At 42.2% G+C, this 22,223-nt stretch carries 21 protein-coding genes; 16 read left to right on the top strand and 5 right to left on the bottom strand.

Going from position 1 to position 22,223, the window contains the following annotated elements:
- Positions 1–40: 40 nt before the first annotated feature.
- From K8P02_RS08650 to K8P02_RS08605, 10 genes are all read left to right on the top strand, one after another.
- Positions 41–1,219 carry an NADH:ubiquinone reductase (Na(+)-transporting) subunit B gene (locus tag K8P02_RS08650; protein ID WP_002560541.1) on the top strand — a complete coding sequence of 393 codons (1,179 nt, stop codon included), beginning with the start codon at positions 41–43 and terminating at the stop codon, positions 1,217–1,219.
- Between the two features lie 15 nt (positions 1,220–1,234).
- Positions 1,235–1,924 carry a Na(+)-translocating NADH-quinone reductase subunit C gene (locus tag K8P02_RS08645; protein WP_002560540.1) on the top strand — a complete coding sequence of 230 codons (690 nt, stop codon included), beginning with the start codon at positions 1,235–1,237 and terminating at the stop codon, positions 1,922–1,924.
- 16 nt (positions 1,925–1,940) lie between these two features.
- Positions 1,941–2,573, top strand: a complete 633-nt coding sequence (locus tag K8P02_RS08640) for an NADH:ubiquinone reductase (Na(+)-transporting) subunit D (RefSeq protein WP_002560539.1) — start codon at positions 1,941–1,943, stop codon at positions 2,571–2,573.
- A 102-nt stretch (positions 2,574–2,675) separates the two neighbouring features.
- Positions 2,676–3,302, top strand: coding sequence for an NADH:ubiquinone reductase (Na(+)-transporting) subunit E (nqrE, locus tag K8P02_RS08635; protein WP_002560538.1), 627 nt, complete (start codon positions 2,676–2,678; stop codon positions 3,300–3,302).
- 22 nt (positions 3,303–3,324) lie between these two features.
- Positions 3,325–4,596, top strand: a complete 1,272-nt coding sequence (gene nqrF / locus K8P02_RS08630) for an NADH:ubiquinone reductase (Na(+)-transporting) subunit F (protein ID WP_002560537.1) — start codon at positions 3,325–3,327, stop codon at positions 4,594–4,596.
- A gap of 142 nt (positions 4,597–4,738) precedes the next feature.
- Positions 4,739–6,070, top strand: a complete 1,332-nt coding sequence (locus K8P02_RS08625; protein ID WP_002560536.1) for a DEAD/DEAH box helicase — start codon at positions 4,739–4,741, stop codon at positions 6,068–6,070.
- Between the two features lie 397 nt (positions 6,071–6,467).
- Positions 6,468–7,535 (top strand): 3-phosphoserine/phosphohydroxythreonine transaminase, encoded by a 1,068-nt coding sequence (serC, locus tag K8P02_RS08620; RefSeq protein WP_025866429.1) that lies wholly within the window; start codon positions 6,468–6,470, stop codon positions 7,533–7,535.
- A 119-nt stretch (positions 7,536–7,654) separates the two neighbouring features.
- Positions 7,655–8,575 (top strand): NAD(P)-dependent oxidoreductase, encoded by a 921-nt coding sequence (locus K8P02_RS08615; RefSeq protein WP_007485459.1) that lies wholly within the window; start codon positions 7,655–7,657, stop codon positions 8,573–8,575.
- Positions 8,576–8,583: 8 nt separating this feature from the next.
- Positions 8,584–9,831: a DUF1015 domain-containing protein gene (locus tag K8P02_RS08610; protein ID WP_025866428.1), complete on the top strand. Its 1,248-nt coding sequence runs from the start codon at positions 8,584–8,586 to the stop codon at positions 9,829–9,831.
- A gap of 86 nt (positions 9,832–9,917) precedes the next feature.
- Complete coding sequence (locus K8P02_RS08605; protein ID WP_007485461.1) at positions 9,918–10,520, top strand: IMPACT family protein; 603 nt, start codon at positions 9,918–9,920, stop codon at positions 10,518–10,520.
- A 97-nt stretch (positions 10,521–10,617) separates the two neighbouring features.
- Here the strand turns inward: K8P02_RS08605 and K8P02_RS08600 are convergent, their stop codons facing one another.
- A complete protein-coding gene (locus K8P02_RS08600) occupies positions 10,618–10,824 on the bottom strand; it encodes a CDGSH iron-sulfur domain-containing protein (RefSeq protein ID WP_002560531.1) in 207 nt (68 codons plus the stop codon).
- Positions 10,825–10,948: 124 nt separating this feature from the next.
- Here K8P02_RS08600 and K8P02_RS08595 point away from each other — a divergent pair, with 124 nt between their 5' ends.
- The 3 genes from K8P02_RS08595 (at position 10,949) to K8P02_RS08585 (ending at position 13,463) form a co-directional block, all read left to right on the top strand.
- Complete coding sequence (locus tag K8P02_RS08595) at positions 10,949–11,716, top strand: C39 family peptidase (protein ID WP_223382402.1); 768 nt, start codon at positions 10,949–10,951, stop codon at positions 11,714–11,716.
- A gap of 16 nt (positions 11,717–11,732) precedes the next feature.
- Positions 11,733–12,821 (top strand): HpaII family restriction endonuclease, encoded by a 1,089-nt coding sequence (locus K8P02_RS08590; RefSeq protein WP_025866426.1) that lies wholly within the window; start codon positions 11,733–11,735, stop codon positions 12,819–12,821.
- A gap of 75 nt (positions 12,822–12,896) precedes the next feature.
- The gene (locus K8P02_RS08585) at positions 12,897–13,463 is read left to right on the top strand and encodes a nitroreductase family protein (protein WP_025866425.1); all 567 of its coding nucleotides are present in this window, start codon (positions 12,897–12,899) and stop codon (positions 13,461–13,463) included.
- A gap of 84 nt (positions 13,464–13,547) precedes the next feature.
- Here K8P02_RS08585 and gcvP read toward each other — a convergent pair whose 3' ends face one another.
- The 4 genes from gcvP to K8P02_RS08565 form a co-directional block, all read right to left on the bottom strand.
- Positions 13,548–16,394 carry an aminomethyl-transferring glycine dehydrogenase gene (gcvP, locus tag K8P02_RS08580; RefSeq protein ID WP_025866424.1) on the bottom strand — a complete coding sequence of 949 codons (2,847 nt, stop codon included), beginning with the start codon at positions 16,392–16,394 and terminating at the stop codon, positions 13,548–13,550.
- A 71-nt stretch (positions 16,395–16,465) separates the two neighbouring features.
- A complete protein-coding gene (locus K8P02_RS08575; RefSeq protein ID WP_002560526.1) occupies positions 16,466–17,104 on the bottom strand; it encodes an MBL fold metallo-hydrolase in 639 nt (212 codons plus the stop codon).
- 28 nt (positions 17,105–17,132) lie between these two features.
- Complete coding sequence (rsmG, locus tag K8P02_RS08570) at positions 17,133–17,753, bottom strand: 16S rRNA (guanine(527)-N(7))-methyltransferase RsmG (RefSeq protein WP_025866423.1); 621 nt, start codon at positions 17,751–17,753, stop codon at positions 17,133–17,135.
- A gap of 28 nt (positions 17,754–17,781) precedes the next feature.
- Positions 17,782–18,633, bottom strand: a complete 852-nt coding sequence (locus K8P02_RS08565; protein ID WP_002560524.1) for a DUF3298 and DUF4163 domain-containing protein — start codon at positions 18,631–18,633, stop codon at positions 17,782–17,784.
- A gap of 140 nt (positions 18,634–18,773) precedes the next feature.
- On the opposite strand from K8P02_RS08565, the gene K8P02_RS08560 reads away from it, so the two are divergent.
- From K8P02_RS08560 to K8P02_RS08550, 3 genes are all read left to right on the top strand, one after another.
- Complete coding sequence (locus K8P02_RS08560; protein ID WP_025866422.1) at positions 18,774–19,169, top strand: thioredoxin domain-containing protein; 396 nt, start codon at positions 18,774–18,776, stop codon at positions 19,167–19,169.
- A gap of 306 nt (positions 19,170–19,475) precedes the next feature.
- A complete protein-coding gene (locus tag K8P02_RS08555; protein ID WP_025866421.1) occupies positions 19,476–21,692 on the top strand; it encodes a TonB-dependent receptor in 2,217 nt (738 codons plus the stop codon).
- Positions 21,693–21,827: 135 nt separating this feature from the next.
- On the top strand, positions 21,828–22,139 hold the full coding sequence (locus K8P02_RS08550; RefSeq protein ID WP_002560520.1) for a heavy-metal-associated domain-containing protein: 312 nt from the start codon (positions 21,828–21,830) through the stop codon (positions 22,137–22,139).
- The last annotated feature ends 84 nt before the right edge of the window (positions 22,140–22,223 follow it).

The raw sequence follows: 22,223 nt of genomic DNA, 5'->3' as shown, positions 1-22,223 counted from the left end.
CAGATAGTAATTAGTAAATAGATAAATAGTAAATATATTAATGAAAGCGTTAAGAAATTATCTCGACAAGATAAAGCCGAACTTTGAAGAGGGCGGCAAATTCCACGCGTTTCGTTCGGTGTTTGATGGTTTCGAAACATTCTTGTTCGTACCCAGCACCACTTCGAAAACGGGAACGCATATTCACGATGCGATTGACAGTAAGCGTATAATGTCGATCGTGGTTATTGCGTTGATGCCGGCTTTGCTGTTCGGTATGTACAACGTAGGTTACCAGCATTTCACTCATACAGGAGGCGAAGGCAGTTTTCTGGAAATGTTTGCCTATGGATTCCTGGCTGTATTGCCTAAAATTATTGTATCCTATGTAGTCGGTCTTGGTATTGAGTTTGTTATAGCACAATGGAAGAAAGAAGAGATTCAGGAAGGTTTTCTGGTTTCAGGTATGCTTATTCCGATGATTGTGCCGGTTGACTGCCCACTCTGGATTCTGGCTGTTGCAACTGCATTTTCTGTAATTTTCGCAAAAGAAGTATTTGGTGGTACGGGTATGAACGTGTTCAACGTTGCTCTTGTAACCCGTGCATTCCTCTTCTTTGCATATCCGACTAAGATGTCTGGTGATGCTGTTTGGGTATCCGGACAGAGTATTTTCGGTATAGGTCAGAGCGTAGATGGGCTGACTGCTGCTACTTCACTTGGTGTAGCTTCCACAGCACTGACTCCTGATGGCTATCCTCCATTTTCATGGGATATGGTGACGGGACTTATTCCGGGTTCTATCGGTGAAACAAGTGTTATTGCCATTGCACTGGGAGCGATCCTGTTGTTGTGGACAGGCATTGCAAGCTGGAAAACCATGTTTTCTGTATTTGTAGGTGGTGCTTTTATGGGATGGATTTTTAATGTTGCTGGTCCGGACACTGCTATGGCTCATATGCCTTGGTACGAACACCTTGTGTTGGGTGGTTTTTGTTTCGGTGCTGTATTTATGGCTACCGATCCTGTTACTTCTGCCCGTACGGAAACAGGTAAGTATATTTTCGGATTCCTTATCGGTGCTATGGCTATCATAATCCGTGTGCTCAATCCGGGATATCCCGAAGGTATGATGCTTGCTATTCTGTTGATGAATATCTTCGCACCGCTGATTGACTACTGTATCGTACAGAGCAATATCGGTCGTCGCGAGAAACGTGCTGTTAAGTCTAACAATTAAAACCGAACGAAAACAATGAATACAAATAGTAATACCTATACTATCATTTATGCTTCGGTAATGGTTGTTATCGTAGCATTCCTTCTGGCTTTTGTTTCTGCTTCTCTGAAACCGACGCAGAAAAAGAACGAAGAGTTGGATAAGATGAAACAGATTCTGGCTGCATTGAACGTTGACACAAAAGGTCAGAATGCGGAAGAACTGTATAAAACATATGTGAAAGCAGATGAGATCCTGAACGCTAACGGAGAGGTTGTTTCCGAAAATGGTGGTTTCGCAATAGATATGGCTGCCGAAATGTCTAAGCCGGAAGCAGAGCGTCAGCTTCCGCTGTATGTGTGCGATGTGAAGGGAGAGACCAAATATGTAATTCCTTTGTCGGGAGCCGGACTTTGGGGGCCGATTTGGGGATATGTAGGTTTAAACAAAGACAAAGACACGGTTTACGGTGTGTACTTCTCTCATGCAAGTGAAACTCCGGGTTTGGGAGCTGAGATTGCAACTCCTGCTTTTCAGAAAGAGTTTGATGGCAAGAAAGTGATGAAAGACGGACAGATTGCTCTTGCTGTTGAGAAGAATGGTAAAGTTACTGATCCTGCATATCAAGTCGATGGTATTTCGGGTGGTACAATTACTTCTAAGGGTGTAGATGATATGATTAAGAACTGTCTGGGTCAGTACAATAATTTTTTAACTAATAAATAAGGAGGAACGATAGAATATGAGCCAATTATTTTCTAAAAAGAATAAAGAAGTATTCTTTGCTCCGTTGGGAGTCGACAATCCGGTTACCGTACAGGTGCTTGGTATCTGTTCGGCACTGGCGGTAACAGCCAAATTGGAGCCGGCTATCGTTATGGGCTTATCCGTGACAGTAATTACAGCTTTTGCCAATGTTGTTATTTCGTTGCTGAGAAAGACAATCCCTAACCGTATCCGTATTATTGTTCAGTTGGTAGTAGTGGCTGCATTGGTTACTATTGTGAGTGAAATATTGAAAGCATTTGCTTATGATGTAAGTGTACAGCTTTCTGTTTATGTAGGTTTGATAATTACCAATTGTATCTTGATGGGACGTCTTGAAGCCTTTGCAATGCAAAATGGTCCTTGGGAGTCATGTCTTGATGGTATAGGTAACGGACTTGGATATGCCAAGATTCTGATTATTGTAGCCTTCTTCCGTGAGTTGCTGGGTTCGGGCACTTTGCTGAACTTCCGCATTATTCCGGAGTCATTCTACAAGATGGGTTACTTAAACAACGGTCTGATGTTGATGCCTCCTATGGCATTGATTATCGTTGCTTGTATCATCTGGTATCAGCGTGCGAAACATAAAGAATTGCAGGAAAACTAACAAATAAGTAGTCAGAATATAGTAGCTGGTAGCTGAGGTGAAATACATTTCTCTACTTACTACTTTAACGACTTGACTACTCAACTACTAAAAGATAGATTTATGGATCAATTATTAAGTTTATTCGTCCGCTCCATATTTGTGGACAATATGATATTCGCCTTCTTCCTGGGTATGTGTTCTTACCTGGCTGTGTCGAAGAATGTGAAGACTGCTGTCGGTCTGGGTATTGCGGTAACTTTCGTGTTGGTGGTTACGCTTCCTGTGAACTACTTGCTTCAGACGAAGGTGCTGGCTGCCAATGCTATCATCGAAGGTGTCGATCTTAGCTTCCTTAGCTTTATTCTCTTTATTGCCGTTATTGCCGGTATTGTGCAGTTGGTAGAAATGGTGGTAGAGCGTTTTGCTCCCTCATTGTATGCCTCTTTAGGTATCTTCCTTCCGCTGATTGCCGTAAACTGTGCTATTATGGGTGCTTCACTGTTCATGCAACAGAGAATTACAATGGACCCTGCCAATCCGCAAGCTATCACAGGTGTGGGTAGTGCAGTGGTTTATGCCTTAGGTTCCGGTATTGGTTGGTTGCTTGCAATCGTCGGTCTGGCTGCTATTCGCGAAAAGATGGCTTACTCTGACGTTCCCGCTCCGCTGCGTGGTTTGGGTATTACGTTTATCACTGTAGGACTGATGGCAATGGCCTTTATGTGTTTCTCTGGATTGAAATTATAACTAAAGTAAAAAGAATAATACAATGACGTCTTTAATATTAGCGAGTATCGGAGTATTCCTTGGAGTGATTCTCCTGCTTGTCATTATACTGCTCGTTGCGAAGGGCTATCTGACTCCTTCGGGCGAGGTTACGATTACGATGAACGGCGAACAACAACTGAAGACATCACCCGGTGGTACATTGCTGGGTACACTGTCTGCCAACAATGTGTTCCTTTCATCGGCTTGTGGTGGTAAAGGTTCATGCGGACAATGCCGTTGCCAGGTGCTCGAAGGGGGGGGAGAGATTCTTCCTACTGAAACCGGATTCTTCTCTCGCAAACAGCAAGCTGATCACTGGCGTCTGGGTTGCCAGGTAAAAGTGAAACAGGATATGTCTATCAAGATTGACGAGTCAATCCTGGGAGTGAAAGAGTGGGAGTGCGAGGTTATCTCAAACAAAAATGTAGCTACTTTTATCAAAGAGTTTATCGTAGCTCTGCCGAAGGGCGAACACATGGACTTTGTTCCGGGCTCTTATGCACAGATCAAGATTCCTAAATTTTCAATGGATTATAATAAAGACATTGATAAAAGTCTGATCGGTGACGAATATCTGCCGGCTTGGGAAAAGTTTGGTCTCATGGGACTCAAGTGCAAGAATGATGAAGAGACCATTCGTGCTTACTCTATGGCCAATTATCCGGCTGAAGGTGACCGTATCATGTTGACTGTACGTATTGCTACACCTCCTTTCAAACCGAAAGATCAAGGCCCTGGATTTATGGATGTAATGCCGGGTATCGCTTCTTCTTATATCTTCACACTGAAACCCGGTGACAAGGTAATCATGAGTGGTCCTTACGGAGACTTCCATCCGATATTCGATTCTAAGAATGAAATGATGTGGATTGGTGGTGGTGCCGGTATGGCTCCGTTGCGTGCACAAATCATGCACCTGACCAAGACACTGCATACAACAGATCGTATCATGAACTATTTCTACGGTGCACGTGCATTGAATGAAGTGTTCTATCTGGAAGACTTCCTGCAGATTGAAAAGGACTTCCCGAACTTCAAGTTCCATTTAGCTCTTGACCGTCCGGACCCTGCAGCAGATGCAGCGGGTGTTAGCTATACAGCAGGTTTTGTTCATGAAGTAATTTATGAAACTTACCTGAAGAACCACGAAGCACCTGAAGATATTGAATACTACATGTGTGGTCCTGGCCCGATGTCTAAAGCCGTTGAGAAGATGCTTGATAGCCTGGGTGTACCGGCTAAGAATCTGATGTTTGATAATTTCGGAGCATAAGGAAAGCGCTGAAATTTACGATTAGACGATTTACAATTTACGATTGGAGTTAGTTATAGCTATTGATTTTAAGGAATCATAGTAAACTTTAATCGTAAATCGTAAATCGTCTAATCGTAAATCTCCCTATCTTTGTGCCATTATGATACAAAAGAACGAATTAATACAAACTGCGCTGCGCAATCTGAAGATTGAAGCGCTGAATCCTATGCAAGAAGCTGCGCTGGATGCTGCTTCCGAAGAAAAAGACGTAATATTGCTTTCACCTACCGGATCGGGTAAGACACTCGCTTTTCTGTTACCTCTGCTTTTATCCTTGAAACCGGATGACAATACAATACAAGTACTGATTCTCGTTCCTTCGCGGGAACTGGCCTTACAGATAGACTCTGTATTCAAAACCATGAATACCTCTTGGAAGACTTGCTGCTGCTATGGTGGTCACCCTATCAGTGAAGAGAAAAAGAGCATTCAAGGTAATCACCCTGCAATCATCATCGGTACGCCGGGACGTATAACAGATCACCTTGCCAAAGGGAATTTCAATCCTGATACAATCCGTACACTTATTATTGACGAGTTTGATAAATCTCTCGAATTCGGTTTCCATGATGAAATGGCTGAGATTATCACTCAACTGCCCGGACTAAAGAAACGGGTACTACTCTCTGCAACGGATGCCGAAGAAATTCCACGGTTCACCGGACTGAACCGTACTATTAAACTGAATTTTCTATCAGATATCCCTGCAGAAGCACCGCGACTGACCTTAATGAAAGTCATCTCTCCGGTAAAAGACAAGATTGACACACTTTATAAGTTGCTTTGTACCTTGGGAAGTAGTTCCAGTATTGTTTTTTGTAATCATCGGGATGCGGTGGACCGTGTGAGTGCATTGCTTGCTGAAAAGGGTATGTACAACGAACGTTTTCATGGTGGTATGGAGCAGCCCGACCGTGAACGTGCACTTTATAAATTCCGTAATGGAAGCTGCCATGTACTTGTTTCCACTGATCTTGCTGCCCGCGGACTGGATATTCCGGAAGTAGAGCATATTATTCACTATCATATGCCTGTGAACGAAGAAGCCTTTACCCATCGAAACGGACGTACTGCTCGTTGGGATGCTACCGGAACCTCTTATCTCATTCTGAGCTCAGAAGAAAAAACACCGGAATATATTCCTACGGCTATCGAAATATATGAACTTCCGGAACAAGCTCCGCGTCCTTCAAAGCCGCTTTGGGTTACCTTATATATAGGTAAAGGAAAAAAAGATAAACTAAGTCGTATAGACATTGCCGGATTCTTGTATAAGAAAGGAAATCTTTCTCGTGAAGATGTGGGGGCAATTGATGTAAAAGAGCATTATGCTTTCGTTGCTATTCGCCGGGGAAAGGTGAAACAGTTACTGACTCTTATCCGGGGAGAAAAGATAAAAGGAATGAAAACCGTTATTGAAGAAGCTGATTAATTATCAGTTCACCGCAGAGGACACGGAGAGCACAGAGAAAATAATATCTCTGTGCCCTCTGCGACCTCTGTGGTGAAATACCGTATTAAACATGAATATCCTTCGGGGGATATTTTCCCTTTCTTTCATATCATAAATATTCGTTTTATATCCTTTTTACTTTCAGTCTTTAAGTAAAAATTATCCAATACTATTACTTTATTCTTTATGTTCACTCTTGATATCTATACATGACAAAATGGTGCATATATCCTGCATAAACCAATAAAAAGTAAGATAAATCAGCAAACCGAATGTGATTTTATAATGAAAGATTTGTTTTACGGAAATAATTCCGTAATTTCGCAATGTCAAAAGACACAAAGTAACGAAATGTTAAACCAAAAACAAACTTCAAATGAAAAAGCATAATTTCAATGCAGGACCTTCTATTCTTCCGCGTGAGGTGATTGAGGATACAGCGAAGGCTATTTTAGATTTCAATGGTTCCGGTCTCTCACTGATGGAAATAAGCCACCGCGCTAAGGACTTTCAACCTGTGGTTGATGAAGCCGTAGCACTATTCAAGGAATTACTCAACATCCCCGAAGGGTATTCGGTATTGTTCTTGGGTGGTGGTGCCAGTATGGAGTTCTGCATGGTACCTTACAATTTCCTTGAGAAAAAAGCTGCTTATTTGAATACTGGCGTATGGGCCAAGAAAGCAATGAAAGAGGCCAAAGCTTTTGGTGAAGTTGTAGAAGTTGCCTCTTCTGCCGAAGCTACCTATACATATATTCCGAAAGATTATACAGTTCCGGCTGATGCTGACTATTTCCACATTACTACTAACAATACTATTTATGGTACCGAATTGAAAGAAGATCTCAATTCTCCGGTTCCGATGGTTGCCGATATGTCTTCCGATATATTCTCTCGTCCTATCGACGTATCAAAATATATCTGTATTTATGGTGGTGCACAAAAGAATCTGGCACCTGCGGGTGTTACTTTTGTAATTGTGAAGAATGATGCATTAGGCAAAGTTTCACGATATATTCCTTCTATGCTGAATTATCAGACACATGTTGATAATGGCTCTATGTTCAACACTCCTCCGGTAGTGCCTATCTATGCTGCACTGCAAACATTGCGTTGGATCAAAGCACAGGGTGGTGTGAAAGAAATGGAACGCCGTGCAACCGAAAAAGCCAATATGCTGTATGCTGAAATCGACCGTAATAAGATGTTCGTAGGAACTGCTGTTAAAGAAGATCGTTCACGTATGAACATCTGCTTCGTAATGGCTCCTGAATACAAAGAGCTGGAAGCTGACTTCATGAAGTTCGCTACTGAAAGAGGTATGGTAGGTATTAAGGGACACCGTTCTGTAGGTGGTTTCCGCGCGTCATGCTACAATGCTCTGCCTAAAGAAAGCGTACAGGCATTGATTGACTGCATGCAGGAATTTGAGAAACTTCATTAATATTCTCACTACAGAGTATCGCAGAGTTTCACAGAGTTTTCTGTTTTAAGCAGTCTCCTCTATGAAACTCTGTGTCAGTTTGTAGTGAATCGTTTTTTTATAATTATATACATCGAATCATGAAAGTACTTATCGCTACCGATAAACCGTTTGCTAAAGTAGCTGTGGACGGTATTCGCAAAGAAATCGAAGCAGCCGGATACGAGCTTGCTTTACTTGAAAAATATACAGAAAAGGCACAATTATTGGATGCAGTAAAAGATGCCAATGCAATCATTATACGCAGTGACATTATAGATGCCGAAGTGCTGGATGCTGCCAAAGAACTGAAAATTGTGGTACGCGCTGGAGCCGGTTATGACAACGTAGACCTTGCTGCTGCAACTGCACACGGGGTATGTGTAATGAACACTCCGGGACAGAATTCCAACGCGGTAGCCGAACTTGTTTTCGGATTGTTGGTATATGCAGTTCGTAATTTCTATAATGGAACATCAGGAACTGAACTGATGGGTAAGAAACTGGGTATTCATGCTTACGGAAACGTAGGTCGCAATGTAGCACGTGTGGCTAAAGGTTTCGGTATGGAAATCTATGCTTATGACGCATTCTGCCCGAAAGAAGTAATCGAGAAAGATGGTGTGAAAGCGGTTGATTCTGCCGAAGAACTTTACAAAACCTGTAATGTTGTCTCTCTGCATATTCCTGCTACTGCCGAAACGAAGAACTCCATCAACTATGCTTTGTTGAAGGATATGCCTAAAGGAGCTATTTTGGTAAATACTGCACGTAAGGAAGTTATCAATGAAGACGAACTTATCCAGCTGATGGAAGATCGTCCCGACTTCAAATATATCACCGATATTATGCCTGCTGCTAATGCTAAGTTCACCGAACTTTTTGCCGGACGTTATTTCTCTACTCCTAAGAAAATGGGTGCACAAACGGCTGAAGCCAATATCAATGCCGGCATTGCTGCTGCACAACAGATCGTTGGTTTCCTGAAAGACGGTTGCGAAAAGTTCCGCGTAAATAAGTAATAAGACTTATGGCTACAATTAAACCATTTAAAGGTATTCGTCCTCCACAAGAATTAGTGGAGCAAGTTGCCTCGCGTCCTTACGATGTACTTAATTCAGAAGAAGCACGTGCAGAAGCTGGTGAAAATGAGAAATCACTCTATCATATAATTAAGCCTGAAATAGATTTTCCTGTAGGTACGGATGAGCATGACGAGAAGGTGTACATCAAAGCTGCCGATAACTTTAAACTGTTTCAAGACAAAGGCTGGCTGGTGCAGGATGATAAAGAAAACTATTACATCTATGCTCAGACAATGAATGGTAAGACACAATACGGACTTGTTGTGGGTGCTTTTGTGCCTGATTATATGAATGGTATTATCAAGAAGCATGAACTGACCCGTCGTGACAAAGAAGAAGATCGCATGAAACATGTCCGCGTGAACAATGCCAACATTGAACCGGTATTCTTTGCATATCCTGATAATGCGAAGCTGGATGCCATCGTCAAGAAATATACTGCTCAGAATCCTGTATACGATTTTATAGCTCCGGGTGATGGTTTCGGACATACTTTCTGGATTATAGACCAGGCAGAGGATATCGCTTCTGTCACAGCTGAGTTTGCTAAAATGCCTGCACTCTATATTGCTGACGGACATCACCGTTCTGCCGCTGCCGCGCTTGTAGGTGCTGAGAAGGCAAAACAGAATCCGAATCATCGTGGAGATGAAGAGTATAACTATTTCATGGCGGTATGTTTTCCTGCCAATCAATTGACTATTATTGATTATAACCGTGTGGTTAAAGATCTCAATGGTTTGACTCCTGCACAGTTCCTTACTGCGCTCGAAAAGAATTTCGTTGTAGAAGAAAAAGGTACGGAGATTTACAAACCGAATGCACTGCATAATTTTGCCCTCTATCTGGATGGTAAATGGTACAGTCTTACAGCGAAGGCCGGAACGTATGATGATAACGATCCGATAGGTGTATTGGATGTTACTATCTCTTCCAACTTGATTCTGGATGAAATTTTAGGTATTAAAGACCTTCGTTCGGATAAGCGTATCGACTTTGTAGGTGGTATCCGTGGTCTGGGAGAATTGAGTAAACGTGTAGATAGCGGTGAAATGAAAGTAGCTTTGGCACTTTATCCTGTTTCAATGAAACAATTGATGGATATTGCTGATACTGGCAATATCATGCCGCCGAAGACTACTTGGTTCGAACCGAAACTTCGTTCGGGGCTGGTGATTCATAAACTTAGTTAGTTGAAAATGGAAAGTTGAAAATTAACTGTATAATACGCTGCATAGTAATTTTTAATTTTCAACTTTCCATTTTTAATTCTAAAAGCATGGAAGATACATACAAAACCATTACTGAACCCTCCGAAGGTATTTATACCGAAAAGCGTAGCAAGTTTATTGCTATTGCATTGCCTGTGCGTACACACGAAGAAATAAAAGCACATCTCGAAACGTATCAGAAGAAATATTACGATGCACGTCATGTATGCTATGCCTATATGTTGGGACATGAACGAACAGATTTTCGTGCGAATGATAACGGTGAGCCTTCCGGTACAGCCGGAAAACCTATATTAGGACAGATCAATTCTAATGAACTGACTGATATACTTATTATTGTAGTTCGTTATTTTGGTGGAATCAAGCTGGGAACAAGCGGATTGATCGTAGCTTATAAAGCTGCTGCCGCCGAAGCCATTGCCACGGCTACCATTGTAGAAAAAACGGTAGATGACGAGGTGACTTTGCTTTTTGAATATCCTTTTATGAATGATGTGATGCGTATTGTGAAAGAAGAAGAACCTGAAATTTTACAACAGTCCTATGACATGGATTGTAGTATGACGCTTCGTATTCGTCGTTCTATGATGCCTCGTCTGAGGGCACGCTTGGAAAAAGTAGAGACTGCACGTATCCTTGAGGAAGAATAACATGTTGGTGGAACAGAAAAATTGAATGCGTGTCTCTTCGGGTAAATATTCCGTTGATACACGCACTGGAGTTTATAAAAGACGCATTTGTGTAGCCTTATTCGTTGTCCTTTTCAAAATTTATTTTACGATGTGTTCCGTCGCAAAATGGTTTGTTTTTAGAGTGGCCGCAACGACACAAAGCGTTTGTTCCTTGCAAAATACTCTCTTTCCCTTCTTTGTTAATCATCTTAAATTCACCTTTGATGATGTAGGGCCCGGCAGGGACTTCCGTGATACTAATCAGATTTTCATTTTTATCCATAATTTTATTTTTTAAGTAGTCAACTCTATTTATATAACATTTGGAATTGGAAATAGTTTTTTCTGTCCACCATTTGTTTTATCAGATTTCCTTATCTTTGCACACAATGATACGAAATGTGATAATGAAAGCTCTGTATCTCGGTTTGTTATTGATTGGAAGCCATTTGCCTTCTGTTCAGGCTCAGGAAGTGGCTCCCAACGATATTCCTTTACCCTGGTATTCGCAGAAGATCAGCGGATGTCCTTATGCGCATTGTTCGCTGGCATCCTCATTGATGGTATTTGATTATTATAAAGGGATGACCGTAGATAGTTGCCGTTCGGCAGCAGAAGCCGAAGCAAAGCTTGTAGAGTATCAGAAAAATTATTTTTTGAAAAAACGTGCTCCTTTCAAGCGGCGTACATCCATAGGACAGGGTGGCTATTATTCTTTTGAAATAGATTCGTTGACACGGTATTATGAACATATGGTGAGTGCTGAGCATTTTATGAATAAAGACTACCGGGCGCTGAAGGCATATATTGATCAGGGTATTCCCGTACTGATAAATGTGAGGCATCGCGGTTCGTCTCATGGGTTGATGCAACCGGGTAGTCACCGTCATTGGATGGTGCTTCGCGGTATAAATGATACTCATGTATGGATCAACGATCCCGGGCGTTCGGCTATGATGCGGAGTAAGGGTGAAAATCAATGTTTTCCAATAAAGCGGGAGCGGGGTAATCCGGCCTGGTTTGATGGCTGCTGGACAGGGAGGTATATTGTGATAACTCCACGTATTCCACTGGCTATAGCACGTGCTGGGAAATTACCACCTGTGGAGAAAGAGATAGAGATACAACGTCCGTTGATCCCTTGGCAGGAACTGCCCGAAATGATTAATCTGTAAAACAAATATATTAAATATGGCATTTGAAGCAACAAAAAGAGAATGGAGTGAACTGTATGCTTTTTTCCGTTTGCTGGCAGACGGAAAGGTTTCGTTGGGTACGCCGCAAGCAAAAAAAGACGATACACAGTGCTGGCCTGTAGCAATGGTACAGCGCGAAGAGCATGATGGTACGCGTCGCTATTATATTGAGAAAGAGGAAATTCATATTGTAAACGAAACAGTAGATAAGCGAATACCACGGGAAGATTTTGCCACAGTGGCCGGATTAATTCTCGATGCAGTCAAGTCGTCATCCGAAAATGATGTGACTTCGCCTGATGGGGTAGAAGAGTTCCTGGATGAAGCAGGTATCTTTGATCTTGAAGCAAAAACAGATGATCGTACGGACTTTTCTGTTGCCTTCTGGCATCCTGAGGCTCCATTGACAGGATTCAATGTTCGTTCACGTCTTAGTGCCATGAATCCTTTGCTTGATGGCGGACGAACTGCCAATCTGAAATTGGAGCAGACAGGTGTTAAGTTTGCCGTACCTACTGTGAATAAAATAAATGCATTGGAAGAGTCGCCTACAGAAGTGGCAGAGCGTATGATGATGATAGAACGCCTGGGCGGTGTATTAAAGTATTCTGATGTGGCAGACCGTGTGTTTCGTTGCAACCTGTTGATGATAGATTTGCACTTTCCGCGTGTTCTGGCAGAGATGGTACGTATTATGCATTTGGATGGTATCACACGTATCAGTGAATTGACGGAGGAGATAAAACGAATCAATCCGTTGAAAATCAAGGATGAACTGATCAATAAACATGGTTTTTATGAATTTAAAATGAAGCAGTTCCTGCTTGCTCTGGCATTGGGGATGCGTCCGGCAAAGATCTATAACGGGACGGATTCTGCTGTGGAAGGAATTTTGCTGATAGATGGAAACGGAGAGGTGCTTTGTTATCATAAAGCGGAGAAAAAGACATTTGAAGATTTTCTCTATCTGAATACCCGTTTAGAAAAAGGATCTGTGGATAAAGATAAGTACGGCTTCCTGGAGCGGGAGAATGGGGTATATTACTTTAAGTTGAATGTGAAGATTGGGCTGGTTAAAAGGTGATGAGGTATGATACATTGTAGTGTAACCAGTTCATCATTTTATTTCTAACAAATAAAAATTAAAACACTATTCATCATGAAAACAAATGAAGTATTAGAAAATATCAAAGCACGTCGTAGCGTACGTGCTTATACTACTCAACAGGTAGCTGAAGAAGATTTACTGACTATTCTTGAAGCTGCCACATATGCTCCGAGTGGTATGCATCTTGAAACATGGCATTTCACAGCTATACAAAATACAGAGAAACTCGAAGAATTAAATGCCCGTATCAAAGGTGCATTTACCAAAAGTGAGGATAAACATTTGCAGGAGCGCGGATGTAACCAGACGTATTGCTGTTATTATCATGCACCAACGCTTGTAATTGTTTCTAATGAACCGACACAATGGTGGGCAGGTATGGATTGTGCCTGTGCTATTGAAAATATGTTTCTTGCTGCCCGTTCTCTGGGTATTGGTTCTTGCTGGATCAACCAGCTGGGGACAACATGCGATGCCCCCGAAGTACGTGAATTTATCACTTCTCTCGGTGTCCCCGAAAATCACAAAGTATACGGTTGTGTAGCCTTAGGATATCCTGATCCTTCTATTCCAATGAAAGAAAAGAGAGTAAAGGTGGGAACGATAACCGTTGTTTAGTTGAAAATTGAAAGTTGAAAGTTGAAAATTACTATGCAGCGTGACAGCGCAGCTAATTTTCAACTTTCAACTTTCAATTTTCAACTAAAACGAACCGTACCTTGTTGGCAACAGTTTTCTGTCTCCCAATGTATTATCTACGCGTGCCACATTTACCCAGAATTTATTTTCACGTACGCTTTCTATCGGGTAGGCAGCTTTTTCACGTGTATAGCTGTGTTCCCAGTGGTCGTTCACGATCTCATATTCCGGATGCGGAGCATTTATTAGTACGTTATCTTCCGCGCTTGCTTCGCCATTTTTCACTTCCTGGATTTCTTTCCATATCGTTTGCATCACGGTTACAAAATTATCCAGTTCCCACAAACTTTCACTTTCTGTAGGTTCAATCATCAGCGTTCCGTGAACAGGGAAGGAGAGAGTAGGAGCGTGATATCCATAATCCATAAGACGTTTTGCGATGTCGTTCTCGCTGATTCCTGTTTCCTCGTGTACTTTGCGGCATTCCAGAATCATTTCGTGTCCTACGAAACCATTAGCTCCGCGATATACGATGCCATACGTGTCTTTCAGGCAGGCAGCAAGATAATTGGCATTGAGGATAGCGGCTTTTGTTGCCATAGTCAAACCTTCGGTACCCATCATGCGGATATAACCGTATGTGATAGGTAGTATTCCTGCACTACCAAAAGGAGCGGCAGATACTTCATTTATCGGATTACCAAACAATCCGTGACCTGGGAGGAATGGTATCAGGTGTTCGGCTACACAAATCGGACCTACACCGGGGCCACCACCACCGTGGGGAGATGCAAAGGTTTTATGCAGATTCAGATGACAGACATCCGCGCCAATAAAGCCTGGATTGGTTAGTCCTACCTGAGCATTCATATTTGCACCGTCCATATACACTTGTGCGCCACAGGCGTGGATGATATCGCAGATCTCTACGATTTCTGTTTCAAAAATGCCATGTGTAGACGGGTACGTAATCATCAGGGCGGCTAACTCTTCTTTGTTTTCTTCAGCCTTGGCACGAAGATCATTCATTTCTACATTGCCATGTTCGTCGCAAGCACAAGTGATTGTGGTGAAACCTGCTTGTATAGCCGATGCAGGATTCGTTCCATGTGCCGATGCGGGTATCAGAATCTTATTACGGTGTCCCTGACCGATACTTTCGAGATAACTGCGAATCACACGAAGGCCTGTATATTCACCTGCTGCACCGGAGTTCGGTTGCAAGCTGACACCGGCAAATCCGGTAATTATTTTCAGTTCATCACTCAGGTTTTCTATTAATTTACGATACCCCTCAGCCTGGTCTTCGGGTACTAACGGATGCATACACAGAAGGTCCGGACGACTCAGTGGTAACATTTCGGCGGCGGCATTCAGCTTCATGGTACACGAACCCAGTGGAATCATAGATTGGGCAAGCGAGATATCCTTGCGGTCCAGTCTCTTGATGTAACGCATCATTTCCGTTTCCGTATGGTATTTATTGAATACTTCGTGGGTAAGGAATGCACTCTGGCGTTTCAGTTCTTTAGAGAATGTATCAGCATCGGGGATTTCAGTAATCTTCTGATAATCCTTCTCAGCAGCAATAGCGAAGATAGAAAGCAGCATATTGGCAGCAGAAATATCAGTGGTTTCGTCAATGCTGAAACCAACGTCACCATTGTCGAAATAGCGTAGATTCACCTCTTTGCTGAGTGCGATGGTACGTACTTGCGGTGCCGAAACATTGTCGGGCAATATGAAACGGAGCGTGTCGAAATAATGTTTGTTCACCTGTTTATATCCCAATTTGCTGATCTCTTTTTCAAGGAAAACACTGATACTGTGAATACGTGATGCAATATCCGTGATACCTTGTTGACCATGATAAACAGCATAGAATCCTGCCATTGTAGCCAGTAATGCCTGGGCAGTACAGATGTTGGAAGTAGCTTTTTCACGTTTGATATGTTGCTCACGGGTTTGCAAAGCCATGCGATAACACATCTTTCCATATTTATCCTTTGACCAGCCAATGATACGTCCCGGCATGTTGCGTTTAAATTCGTCGCGGGTAGCAAAATAGGCTGCTGAAGGACCACCATAGAACATCGGTGTTCCCAGCCTTTGCGTTGTACCGAATACAATGTCTGCTCCCCATTCACCCGGAGGTACGATGAGTGCAAGACCCAACAGATCGGCAGCTACAGCTACTTTACAATCAGCCTTGTGTGCCTTTTCTGTGAAACTGCGATAATCTTCAATACTTCCGTCCGAATTGGGATATTGGAGGATGCAGGCGAATACTTCCGGAGTCGGTTCAAATTCCTGATACTTGCCTACACGTAGCTCAATGCTTTGCGGTATGGCACGTGTATTCATCACAGCCAGCGTTTGTGGAAAAATATTCTCATCAACGAATACAACATTAGCTCCCGACTTTTGCTTATCGCGTGGGCGCAGTCCGTACATCATTGTAACTGCTTCTGCGGCGGCGGTGGCTTCGTCCAGTAAGGAACAGTTAGCTAATGGCATAGCTGTAAGATCGCAAACGGCTGTCTGGAAATTCATTAATGCTTCCAGGCGTCCTTGTGATACTTCTGCCTGGTAAGGTGTGTAAGAGGTGTACCATACAGGGTTTTCGAACACATTTCTCTGAATTACGGCAGGGGTAATGGTATTATACCAGCCCATTCCGATATAAGTGGTGAATAATTTATTCTGACCAGCCAGTTCGGCAATGTGCTTGCTGAATTCATATTCGGTCATAGCCGGAGGCAATGCCAATGGTTCTTTGAGCCGGATATTGGCCGGTATTGTTTTATCAATCAGTTCATCAAGAGTGCTTATGCCTATCTTGCGGAGCATCACTTCAATGTCTTTTTCGCTGACACCTATATGGCGGTTGGCGAATGAATCGGTTTTCATGTTAATTAGTTTTTAAGTTGCTCAAATGGATTGTATAATCGCTTGGCGTAGATTCTCCGTATGCGAAACAGTTATCGGAAGAATGGATTTTCCGCTTTCTCCATACCGATGGTCGTTGGTGCTCCGTGTCCCGGATAAACCACAGTTTCGTTGGGAAGAATGAACAGACGGCTACAGATGTGTTCTTTCAGTTCATCAAAGTTACCTCCCGTTAAATCGGCACGTCCGATGCTGCCTTGAAAAAGTACATCTCCGGAGAACATACAGTTCTCTGCTTTACAATAATATACAAGGCTTCCCGGAGAGTGTCCCGGTACGTGAATTGCTTCTAACGATATATTTCCGAAGGTGATTATATCTCCATCATGCAGGTATTTTCCCAGTGGCACAGGAGCTTCCTGTAGTTGGAAACCAAACATACGGCTCTGCTTCGGAGCTTCTTCAATCCAGTATTCATCCGCTTGGCTGGCTTCTGCAGAAAGGCCGAATTCTTTCAGCATGAACGGATTTCCAAAGATGTGGTCCAGATGCAGGTGTGTATTCAGCAAATGTTTCACTGTTAACCCATTGGTGTTGATGAAGTTTTTCAATGCTTGTTTCTCTTCATCATAAAAGCAGCCTGGGTCTATGACGACTGCTTCTTTTGTTTCATCCCATAATACATAACAATTTACGGGAAACATATTAAATTCAAATCTCTTTATTTTCATGATTATTTGACGTTACGTATCTATCTATTTATACGGTCACATATACCACTTTCTTTGTCTGGAAGAACTCTTCCTTAAAATCTTCATTTAAGCTGTGTAAGGTGGTTCTATGCTTAAACGGCATTGCTTCATGTTCAAGTTCTCCACCTTTAAGACAGATTAAACCATTCGGCAATACATTTTGTTGCCGGGGTGAGATGTTCTTTTTGATGATTTTAACTAAATCTGCCAACGGCATAACAGCACGGCTCACTACAAAGTCGAATAACTGTTTTTCCTCTTCGGCACGTGCATGGCGGAAGGTTACATTTTTCAGCCCGATGGCATTGGCTACTTCAGTAGCTACGCGCACCTTTTTCCCGATACTGTCTACCAGATGAAACTTTACATCAGGAAAAAGTATAGCTAACGGAATACCCGGGAAACCGCCGCCCGTACCCAAGTCCATAATGCTGGTACCGGGACGAAACCGGATCACTTTGGCAATGCCCAGTGAATGCAGTACATGATGTTCGTACAAGTTTTCGATGTCCTTGCGCGAGATGACATTGATTTTGGCATTCCAGTCGATGTATAAGTCGTATAGAGCAGCAAATTGCCTGCGCTGTTCTTCCGTGAGGTCAGGAAAATATTTTAGTATGATTTCCACTGCTTTATTTAATGTATGAGTTATATTTTTAATTTTTCAGTTCACCAATAACCGGATTGCTACCTAACATATGCTCCAGCATTTGAAAAGGCAGGGATACTACAACCGGTCCCATTGCGTAGGGAGTGATATCGTACACATTGTAGTAGAAAGTAACTCCGTCTTTGTTAAGATAGAAGTTTTCTGTAGCTGCTATTTCACCGGTTGATCCATAGCCCATATCTTCCAGTTCGGCACGTGTCTTGGCTCCGTTATCTGCCATAAGCTGATTCCAGATAAGATCGGTCAGTGGCTCCTGATAATCTCCAACAAAAATATCGTCCAGACGTAACGGACGCATCAGACCGAGGTCGAAGTTAAGATAAGTAGTCATGTAGATGCCATGCGCCCCACCTGTATATTCATTGTAGTTAATGCGATATACAAGCAAATTCTTTTCATAGAGCTGTACATGGCTTTCGATTCCTTTGTAATAAGAATACCATGCGCCTACGGATGATTCATTTTCTTTATCTTTTTCATCTTCCAGATACATCGGTTCCAAATCGCGACGATACTCACTGATGTATGTTTCTGTATATTGTTTTACCACTTCCTGAGGTTTCTCTCCCATGTATTTATCGCCGAAACAAGCAGCAATGAAATATTTATCCAACGTATCTTTCAATAATTCGTCAGATGATTTGGAAGGATAGACAAAGTTTATCAGCAGGTTACAGGCTGGTTTGGATGTATCTCCAAAAAGATGTACCGTCTTGTTCACCTGTATACTATCGAATTCCAGCGAACCGGTATCTTTTTTCATCTTGTCACCACAAGAAAATAAAAAGCCGCTTGCCGCAAGTATAACTGCAAGTAGGCTGACATATTGTTTTTTCATAAGGGCTTTTTCTTTAAATTCAACATTTGTTAGGTTATTCCCTATCGACAAATATAGAACATATTAACGAATAGAACGAATAAAAAAGAAAAAAATAATGTGCTGAAACGGTTAAATCTCCCTATCTTTGTACCGGATTTATGAAGAGACTTCGATACATACTGCTTGCTATGCTCTCCCTGTTGATTATTTACGCCGGGGTAGGAGTCTCTGTTGTTCATTACTGCTGTGCCGGTTGCGAAACTGCGCAGACTTGTTGCACCAGTGGTTGCCCTAAATGTAATAAAGCTCACCATCAGTCAGATAAATCATGCAAAGACGAAGGTTGTACGGCTACTATCTATAAAGTAGATTTGATGAAACATTCGTGCGAAGCCTCTGTTGTTGCGCCCGTAATACAACTTATCTGTGAATTATTACCGGACTTTCAGTGCCTTCCACCTTCTGATAAATGGCAGGAAGTATCTTATGCTGTCCCTCCGCATCCTGTCAGTTCGCGGTACTATCTGACTCTTTATTCAACTCTTCTTATTTAGCCAAAAGTATATAAGAAAGGTATGTGTGTTGGTAGTGTTTCATAGTACTGCTTTCACTATTCCTTGCGTTTGCATCTTTAGGCTTCAGAATGCAAAACATCCCCATGTTGTGTACTAAAACATCCGGGTGTTTTGTACAACAACATCCGGATGTTCTGATTCCTTATCTCATATGTTATACAGATAAGATATTGGTAAACAGAATATAAAGAAGCCTGTAAATATACGAATACAGAATGTACTTTTCATGCAACCATGTTGCACAGGTTATTTTGTAAATTTGCACCACGAAATGAATTAATTTATATGAAATATATATTTTTATTATTTACTCTCTTCACTTTCCATACTTTACAGGCACAGGTGACGGGAATTGTAAAAGACAATACCGGAGAACCCATTCCCGGTGCCAATGTGTTTTGGATGAATACTACAAACGGTGTGACAACTACCGAAGAGGGCAGGTTCTCCATTTCCAAACCGGCCAAAAGCCATATGCTCGTTGTTAGCTTTATCGGTTTTGAGAATGACACAATTCATGTCAACAGTAAGAATCAGGAACTTGATATTATTCTTCACGAAGGTGTTGAATTAGGTGAGGTGAACATTGTAAGCCGGAAACTCGGTACGATGAAATTGCGAAACAGTGTGATGAATGAAGATATCATCAGTAGTGCCGAGCTGACACGTGCCGCCTGTTGTAATCTTGGCGAAAGCTTTGTTACTAATCCCTCAGTAGATGTCAGTTATTCGGATGCTGCAACAGGAGCCAAACAGATAAAGTTATTAGGACTTTCGGGTATGTATGTACAGATGATGACGGAAAATATTCCTAATTACAGGGGAGCTGCTGCACCCTACGGTCTGGGATATGTACCCGGTCCGTGGATGCAGAGTATCCAGGTAAGTAAAGGTAGTTCTTCGGTAAAAAATGGCTATGAGTCTATCACCGGGCAGATCAATGTAGAGTTCAAGAAACCTCAGCTCCCGGAGGCGGACTGGGTATCGGCCAATCTGTTTGCCAGTAGTACAAGCCGTTATGAAGCCAATGCTGATGCAACGATAAAACTCTCGAAACGGTGGAGTACTTCACTGCTGGCACATTATGAAAATGAAACAAAAGCACATGATGCAAATGATGATGGCTTTGCCGATATTCCCCGGGTAGAGCAGTATAATTTGTGGAATCGTTGGGCGTATATGGGCGATCACTATGTCTTTCAGGCAGGTATCAAGGGATTATCTGAACATCGTAACAGCGGGCAGGTCAGTCATGGGAAAGAACCGGCACATGATCTTTATGAAATAGGTATTAAGACGGATCGTTACGAAGCTTTCACCAAGAATGCTTATATATTTAATAAGGAGAAGAATACCAATCTTGCCCTTATCCTCCAAGGGACGATTCACAATCAGGATGCTACCTATGGTCTTAAACTCTATGATGTGGATCAGAGCAATGTGTATGCCTCTCTGCTTTTTGAGACGGAGTTCAGTAAGCAACACAGCCTTTCTACCGGATTGAGTTTCAATTATGATGGATATAATCAGCATTATCGCCTGACCAATGATGCAGAGCAGAGATTGACAAAGGCTTTGGTAAAAGAATCTGTTCCCGGAGCATATATTCAGTACACATTTAATTTGAATGATAAATTGATGCTCATGGGTGGACTTCGCGGAGATCATAGCAGTAAATATGGTTTCTTTGTAACTCCCCGTGCACACATCAAATATAATCCGAATGAGTATGTCCATTTTCGACTTTCAGCTGGAAAAGGCTATCGCACCAATCATGTACTGGCAGAGAACAATTATCTGCTTGCCAGCAGCAGGAAGGTAAAGATAGCCGATCATCTTAATCAGGAAGAAGCTTGGAATTATGGAGCAAGTGTTTCGACCTATATTCCTTTATTTGGTAAGACTTTGAATATTAATGCGGAATATTATTACACTGATTTCCTGAAACAGGTTGTTGTGGATATGGATACAGCCCCCCATGAAGTGTCATTCTACAATCTGGACGGACGTTCTTACTCACAGGTGCTACAATTGGAAGCGAACTATCCGCTTTTCAAGGGGTTCACCCTGACGGCTGCTTATCGTCTGACGGATGCAAAGACAACTTATAACGGGAAGTTATTGGAGAAACCTCTGACCAGTAAGTATAAAGGACTTTTGACGGCCTCTTATCAAACGCCACTTGGATTGTGGCAATTTGATGCAACGTTGCAGTTGAACGGTGGGGGAAGGATGCCGAATCCATATACACTTGCTGATGGTAGTCCGTCATGGGAGGCGCGCTATGGCAGCTTTGAGCAGCTGAGTGCGCAAGTAACGCGTTATTTCCGCCGCTGGTCTGTCTATGTGGGTGGGGAGAACCTGACAAACTTTAAACAAAAGAATCCGATTATAGATGCCGCTAATCCATGGGGAGAAAATTTTGATTCGACCATGATATGGGGGCCAATGCATGGAGCAAAGGCGTATATAGGGGTTCGTTTTAATTTACCGAGAATATAGAAGAGAGTAGTTAAGTAGTCAAAGTAGCTAAGTAGTAAGTAGCAGAGCGCTAACGTTATCCTGCCATATACATTTTAACTACCTCTACTTACTACTTAACTACTTTGACTACTTAACTACTAAAAAAAACAGTTTATGAAAACAAGAAGAATGGTAGCTGCTCTGGCAGTAGCTTTATTGAGTGTGACAGCCGTTATGGCGAAAGATATCCGTACGGCAGTGTTCAAAGTATCGCAGATGCATTGTGAAAATTGTGAACGAAAAGTGAAAGATAACATCAAGTTTGAGAAGGGAGTAAAAGAGTTTTCTACAGACTTGAAAACGAAAACCGTTTCTATCACTTATGACGCTGACAAGACAAATGTAGAGAAACTGAAAGCCGGATTTAAGAAGTTTAATTATGAAGCTGAGTTTGTGAAAGAAGCAAAGCAGACAGAAAAGAAGTAATTGAACAAACGTCCCGGAGAGATTGTTTTAATAGGGATGAGTAAGTAGTGATAAGTGATTAGCAAGCTACGCTGTATGCCGTAT

The sequence above is a fragment of the Bacteroides nordii genome (assembly GCF_019930665.1).
Lineage (GTDB): Bacteria > Bacteroidota > Bacteroidia > Bacteroidales > Bacteroidaceae > Bacteroides > Bacteroides nordii.
Note: the sequence above shows the minus strand (reverse complement) of the source record. Positions and strands in the feature narration are given on the sequence as shown.